Genomic DNA, 5,102 nt, shown 5'->3' on the forward strand with positions numbered 1-5,102 from the left:
GCCAGGCGCTGCTGGTCGGCGTCCATCCGGGCGTCACGCGCGGCCGCGGCCGCGGCGCTCGCGTCGGCGCGGGCGATCGCGAGATCGCGCGAGCGCGCTTCGGCGAGCAGTTCCTCGCGTTCGCGGCCGAGATCCTGCGCGTGGCGTTCGGCGAAGCGCGCGAGGCCTTCGGCCTCGGCCGTCTTCACGAGACGGTCGGCGATGTAGACGCCGTGGTCGAACAGCTCGCGGTCGAGCCGGCGGCCGTCGCGCGCGAGCGTGTCGACCGCGGCGTCGGCGTTGGCCAGTTCGGCCTGCGCCGTCGTGGCGATGCGCTGGTCGCCGTGCAGGCGGTGCAGTTCCGACTGCAGGCGCACGACTTCCGGCGCCGGGCCGTTCGGCGTACTGGCGCAGGCGCCGAGCGCGAGCGCCGTGGAAACGGCAAAGACGAGATGACGGATTTTCATGGCTCAGCCTCCTGCGCGTCCGAGCTCCATGCGCAGGGTGCGCACGGCGGCTTCGACTTCGGCGGTGGTGGCCTCGGCGCGCGCCTGGCGGCTGCGCGCTTCGGCGAGGATGGCGTCGGCGCGCGTCTTTTCCGAGGCGAGCAGGGTTTCGTCCCAGTCGCGTTCGTTGGCCAGGCCCTGCGCACGGGCCATGCCGCTGCGCGCGGTGTCGAGTTCGGCGCCGGCGTACTGCGCGGCGCCGGCCCGCTCGGCGGAATCGAGCGCGCTCTGGGCGGCGGTCATGGCCAGTTCGGCGTCGTGGCGGTTCGCTGCCGCGGCCAATCCGGGTAGCGCGGCGGCGGCGACGAAAATCAATGCGGCGATTTTCATGGCGTTGCTCCTTGCTGAGGGGCGGGATTCCTACCAGCGTTCGTATTCGCGCCGCGACACGCGTCCGTCGCGGTTCTTGTCGGCGTAGATGTAGTCGTTGGCGAGCGGTGCGTAGCCCGACGCTTCGTTCTCGTCGACGCTGCCGTCGCCGTTCCTGTCCAGCGACTCGAACGAGGGCTTGGGCGCCCAGGGTTGGGCCGGCGGCTGGCCGTAGCGCACGATGATGTCGCCGCGCGGGCTCGGATAGACCTGTTCGCGCAGGCCGTCGGTCTGCGCCGCGGCGCCGGCGGCGGCGCCGCAAAGCAGGACAGCGATCAGGATCTTCATGGCGGTTCTCTCAGCGGATCCGGGCGCGCAGCTCGCGCCCGAGCTCGGCCAGCGCGTGCATCGCGTCGTTGAGACGCGGCGACACCTCCTTGGCCAGACGCGGCAATGCGCGGCTCTTGTTGCCGCGGCCGGCCAGCCGCGCGATCGCGGCGATGCCGAGACCGACGGCGATGGTCAGCGGCACGAATACCTTCGGCGACTTGAGCTGCCGGGCGGCTTTCGCGAGCGTGGCGCGCCGCGGCGTGATTTCGGTGGATCGGCGCGGTGCGGCGCCGTCGACCGAATCCGTCTTGCGCGCGCGCTGGCGCGCGGCGGCGGCTCGCGCCGGCGCATGGCCGGCGGCGATGCCGTTGGACGCTGTCTTCTGCACCATGGCCTGTCTCCTCTTGTGGCGGACGAAGGAAGGTCGGCACTGCAGCGCGCGGAACGGCGCGTCGGCGGGCACTCGACGCCGTCGCAGGGGGACCTACGAGCCAGCACGACAGTTTCCGTGCCAGCCGGGCGTCCCGGCGCAAGTCCTTGTGCGAACGGCGCTTAGGCGCGCGGCGGCCGCGGCAGTTTCAGGCAGAACGCCGTTTCCGCGGCCGGCTTCGTGCAGGCTGCCCGGATCGGCTAGGGCGTGTCGCCGAACGTGCGGCCGAGCTGGACCTTGCGCCGCAGCGGCTCGCTGCCGCGGGCCAGGTCCAGCTCGACCGTGCGGCCCATGTTCTCGCGCAGCAGCTGTTGAAATTTCGCGCGATCGTTCACCGGCTTGCGATCGAGCGCCGTGACGATGTCGCCGGGGCGCAGGTTCGCGCGCGAGGCCGGACTGTCGCCGACCACCTCGCCGAGCCGCACGCCGCCGGCCGGCCAGACTTGCCGCTCGTTCGCGTTGAGATCGCGGAACGTGGCGCCGAACACGAGGCGCAGGCGCACGAAGTAGGCGGCGCCGAGGCCGCCGCCGCCCTGGGCGTACCAGCGGACTTTGTCGGCGCCGATCGCCTTGCCCTGGCGCGCGATCCAGGCGCGCGCCGCGTCGTCGTCGCGCGCATGGCTGCTGTTGCCGATCAGAACGTAGGACTGGGGCGTCAGCAGCTCCTGATCGGCGGCCGGCGTGCGTCCCGGCAGCAGTTCGGGCTCGGCCGGCGCCGGCGCGGCGCGCAGCGGATCGATCACGGCCGGCTCGCGGCCGGCGACGGCGTCGTAGCGATTGTCAGTATCGGCCGGCAGTCCCGGCGCGGCGCTCTCGCGCACGACGGATGTGGCGCAGCCGGCCAGCAGCGCGCAGCCCAGCAGCAGGACGAAGCGGAGGTTCATGGCGTTCTCGCGATCCGGAATCGACGCGAGCATGCCCGTTCCCGCGTTAGGCCGTGTTGAACGGCGCCTCAGCCGGAAGGATCGACGCGCCGCGCCGCGACTTCGACTTCCGTCGCACCGCGACGCGGACGGCCGCGCGGCTATACTCGCGGCCTCACCTGCGAAGCGATGCGATGACTCCGTCCGTGCGCGGCATGCTCGTCATGCTCGTTGCAGTAGCCCTGTTTGCGCTCATGGATACCGGCATGAAACTGCTGGCCGCGCACTATCCGGCGACCCAGGTCGCTGCGCTGCGCGGACTGGCCTCGTGGCCGTTCGTCGTGGTCTGGGTGCTGCTCAGCGGCGGCCCCGGCCAGCTGCTGCGCGTGCGCTGGCCGTTGCATCTGCTGCGCGGCGTGCTCGCCGTCGTGATGCTGGCCGCGTTCGCCTACGCGCTCAAGCGGCTGCCGCTCGCGGAAACCTATGCGCTGTTCTTCGTCGCGCCGCTGCTGGTCACCGCATTGGCCGTCCCGCTGCTCGGCGAACGCGTGGGCTGGCGGCGCTGGTGCGCGATCGGCGTCGGCCTGCTGGGCACTCTGGTGATCCTGCGGCCGAGCGGGCAGGGCATGCTGTCCCTGAGCGGACTGGCCGTGCTGGCCTCGGCGCTGGCCTACGCGATCGGCGCGGTCAGCGTGCGCGTGCTCGGCCGCACCGACACGACCCAGGCCATGGTGTTTTGGATGCTGAGCCTGCTCGCCGTGTTCGCGACCGTCGTGGCCTGGCCCGACTGGCAAGCCGTGCGCGGCGAGGACGTCTGGCTGCTCGCCGGCATCGGCGCGACCGGCGCGGCCGGCCAGTACTGCGTGACCGAAGCGTTCCGCCGCACGCCGGCCTCGCTCGTCGCGCCGCTCGAATACACCGCGCTGGTCTGGGCGCTGGGCCTGGACTGGCTGCTCTGGCGCACCTTTCCCGATGCGATCACGTTCGTCGGCGCCGGCATCATCGTCGCGAGCGGCCTTTACCTGATCCGCGGCGAGCGCCGCGAAACCTGACCCTGCGGACTGCGAAGCCATGCCCTATACCCCGATCGTCGCCACCCTCGGCTACGTGCTGTCGCCGGACCGCAAGCGCGTACTCATGGTCCACCGCAACGCGCGCGCGCACGATCATCATCTCGGCAAGTACAACGGTCTCGGCGGCAAGATCGAGCCCGACGAGGACGTGCTCGCCGGCATGCGCCGCGAGATCCGCGAGGAAGCCGAGATCGAATGCACCGCGCTGACCCTGCGCGGCACGATCAGCTGGCCCGGCTTCGGCAAGCACGGCGAAGACTGGCTCGGCTTCCTGTTCCTCGTGACGGCCTACGAGGGCACGCCGCCGTCCCGCAATGCCGAAGGCGCGCTCGAATGGATCGAGCGCGACCGCCTGCTCGAGCTGCCGCTCTGGGAAGGCGACCGCCATTTCCTGCCGCTGGTCTTCGACGACGACCCGCGCCCGTTCCATGGCGTCATGCCGTATCGCGACGGACGCATGGTGTCGTGGGCGTTTTCCCGCTGAGAGCCGGGAATGGGGAATCGAAGGAGCGGGCTGAGCCGGCCTTCGGCGTTGCGACACTGTGTTGGGCGAAGGCGGAAACGGGAATCGTGAGTGCGCCGATGCCTGAATCTGGCCTCGCGCCGCTCTTCCGACCCCCATCCCCGATTTTCCATTGCCGCTCCCGTCGGGAGCGACTAGATCGGCGCGCCCGGAGGAATCACCGGCATCGCCCGCAGCTTCACCGATTTCGGATCGGCCAGATAACGGCCTATCAGCGCGGCGGCTTCGCGGCGGCTTGCGCTGGTCTGCCCGGCGTCCTGTGTGGCGTTCTGCGTGAGCCACTGCTGCCAGGTCTTCAGTTCGGTGCGGACCTCGGCGTCGGCCTGCGCATGCAGCTGGCCCGCGTCGAGCAGGTTCAGCACGGCGTCGAGCGTGGTCCAGTTCGCGGCGAGCTGCACGGCCGCGGCGGCGGGCGCCGTGTCGGCCGCCGTGTCGTGCTGCCAGGTCGAGCGGAACGTACCGCGCAGCACGTCGGCGATGCCGGGCTGGTTCGCGTCGCGCGCGTGTTGCCAGGCCACGCGGTTCAGCCGCGCCGGATCGAACAGGAACTGCAAGGTCTGCGCGCTGGCCGCGGCGACCGCCGACAAGGGGTCGAACAGCGGCGCGCTGCGCGTCGCGAAATATTCGCGCGTGCGTTCGTAGTCGTTGCCCGGCGGCGTCACGCTGTCGAGCACGTTGGCCGGCAGCGCGAGCTCGCTCGCACTCAGGGTGCGCAGCAGGCGATCGAGCGCCGCGCGCTGGTCGGCCGCGGCGACGGGTGTCGCACCGGGCGCCGTGTCGCCGGCCAGGCCGTAGCGATAGCTCGCGCCGCCGAGCAGCCGCGCGACGGCCTCGGTCTGGTAGCGGTGCAGCAGGTACAGCGGCACGAGCCGCGCCTCGAGTTCGCCGAGCTGGCGGTCCGGCGGCAGCACGCCGCGGCCGAATTCGGCCAATGCGCGGCGGCGAATGCTCAGTAGCTGGTCGAAGGTCTGCAGCGACGAAGGGCCATAGTCCCAGAGCAGGCCGTCCGGATGCGCCGCGCCCGGCGCGCGCGCATCGGCGTCGCCGACGTACTCGAGGCCGGCCGCCGCGGAGATCGGAAGAGCGTCG

At 71.7% G+C, this 5,102-nt stretch carries 8 protein-coding genes; 2 read left to right on the forward strand and 6 right to left on the reverse strand.

All coding sequences use genetic code 11. The features are described 5' to 3' along the window. The 5 genes from NON22_RS19955 to NON22_RS19975 all read right to left on the reverse strand — a co-directional run. Nucleotides 1-446, reverse strand: a 446-nt coding sequence (locus tag NON22_RS19955; protein ID WP_257388731.1) for a hypothetical protein, incomplete at its 3' end; no start/stop codon positions are given. Between the two features lie 3 nt (nt 447-449). Next, on the reverse strand, nt 450-815 hold the full coding sequence (locus NON22_RS19960) for a DUF4398 domain-containing protein (protein WP_257388732.1): 366 nt from the start codon (nt 813-815) through the stop codon (nt 450-452). Between the two features lie 30 nt (nt 816-845). Further along, nucleotides 846-1,142, reverse strand: a complete 297-nt coding sequence (locus NON22_RS19965) for an EF-hand domain-containing protein (RefSeq protein WP_257388733.1) — start codon at nt 1,140-1,142, stop codon at nt 846-848. Between the two features lie 10 nt (nt 1,143-1,152). After that, nucleotides 1,153-1,515: a hypothetical protein gene (locus NON22_RS19970; protein WP_257388734.1), complete on the reverse strand. Its 363-nt coding sequence runs from the start codon at nt 1,513-1,515 to the stop codon at nt 1,153-1,155. Nucleotides 1,516-1,754: 239 nt separating this feature from the next. After that, nucleotides 1,755-2,471: a PDZ domain-containing protein gene (locus NON22_RS19975; protein ID WP_257388735.1), complete on the reverse strand. Its 717-nt coding sequence runs from the start codon at nt 2,469-2,471 to the stop codon at nt 1,755-1,757. A gap of 140 nt (nt 2,472-2,611) precedes the next feature. On the opposite strand from NON22_RS19975, the gene NON22_RS19980 reads away from it, so the two are divergent. Both NON22_RS19980 and NON22_RS19985 read left to right on the forward strand, forming a co-directional pair. Next, nucleotides 2,612-3,469, forward strand: a complete 858-nt coding sequence (locus NON22_RS19980) for a DMT family transporter (protein ID WP_257388736.1) — start codon at nt 2,612-2,614, stop codon at nt 3,467-3,469. A gap of 19 nt (nt 3,470-3,488) precedes the next feature. Next, nucleotides 3,489-3,974, forward strand: coding sequence for an NUDIX hydrolase (locus tag NON22_RS19985; protein ID WP_257388737.1), 486 nt, complete (start codon nt 3,489-3,491; stop codon nt 3,972-3,974). Between the two features lie 173 nt (nt 3,975-4,147). Here NON22_RS19985 and NON22_RS19990 read toward each other — a convergent pair. Then, nucleotides 4,148-5,102, reverse strand: a 955-nt coding sequence (locus NON22_RS19990; RefSeq protein WP_257388739.1) for a zinc-dependent metalloprotease, incomplete at its 5' end; no start/stop codon positions are given.

The organism is Tahibacter caeni (genome assembly GCF_024609805.1).
GTDB lineage: Bacteria > Pseudomonadota > Gammaproteobacteria > Xanthomonadales > Rhodanobacteraceae > Tahibacter > Tahibacter caeni.

Bases quoted from the DNA above. Each gene is read 5' to 3' on its own strand.
- NON22_RS19965 (WP_257388733.1), bottom strand. From the start codon at position 1,142: ATGAAGATCCTGATCGCTGTCCTGCTTTGCGGCGCCGCCGCCGGCGCC.
- NON22_RS19975 (WP_257388735.1), bottom strand. From the start codon at position 2,471: ATGCTCGCGTCGATTCCGGATCGCGAGAACGCCATGAACCTCCGCTTC.
- NON22_RS19980 (WP_257388736.1), top strand. From the start codon at position 2,612: ATGACTCCGTCCGTGCGCGGCATGCTCGTCATGCTCGTTGCAGTAGCC.
- NON22_RS19985 (WP_257388737.1), top strand. From the start codon at position 3,489: ATGCCCTATACCCCGATCGTCGCCACCCTCGGCTACGTGCTGTCGCCG.
- NON22_RS19960 (WP_257388732.1), bottom strand. From the start codon at position 815: ATGAAAATCGCCGCATTGATTTTCGTCGCCGCCGCCGCGCTACCCGGA.
- NON22_RS19970 (WP_257388734.1), bottom strand. From the start codon at position 1,515: ATGGTGCAGAAGACAGCGTCCAACGGCATCGCCGCCGGCCATGCGCCG.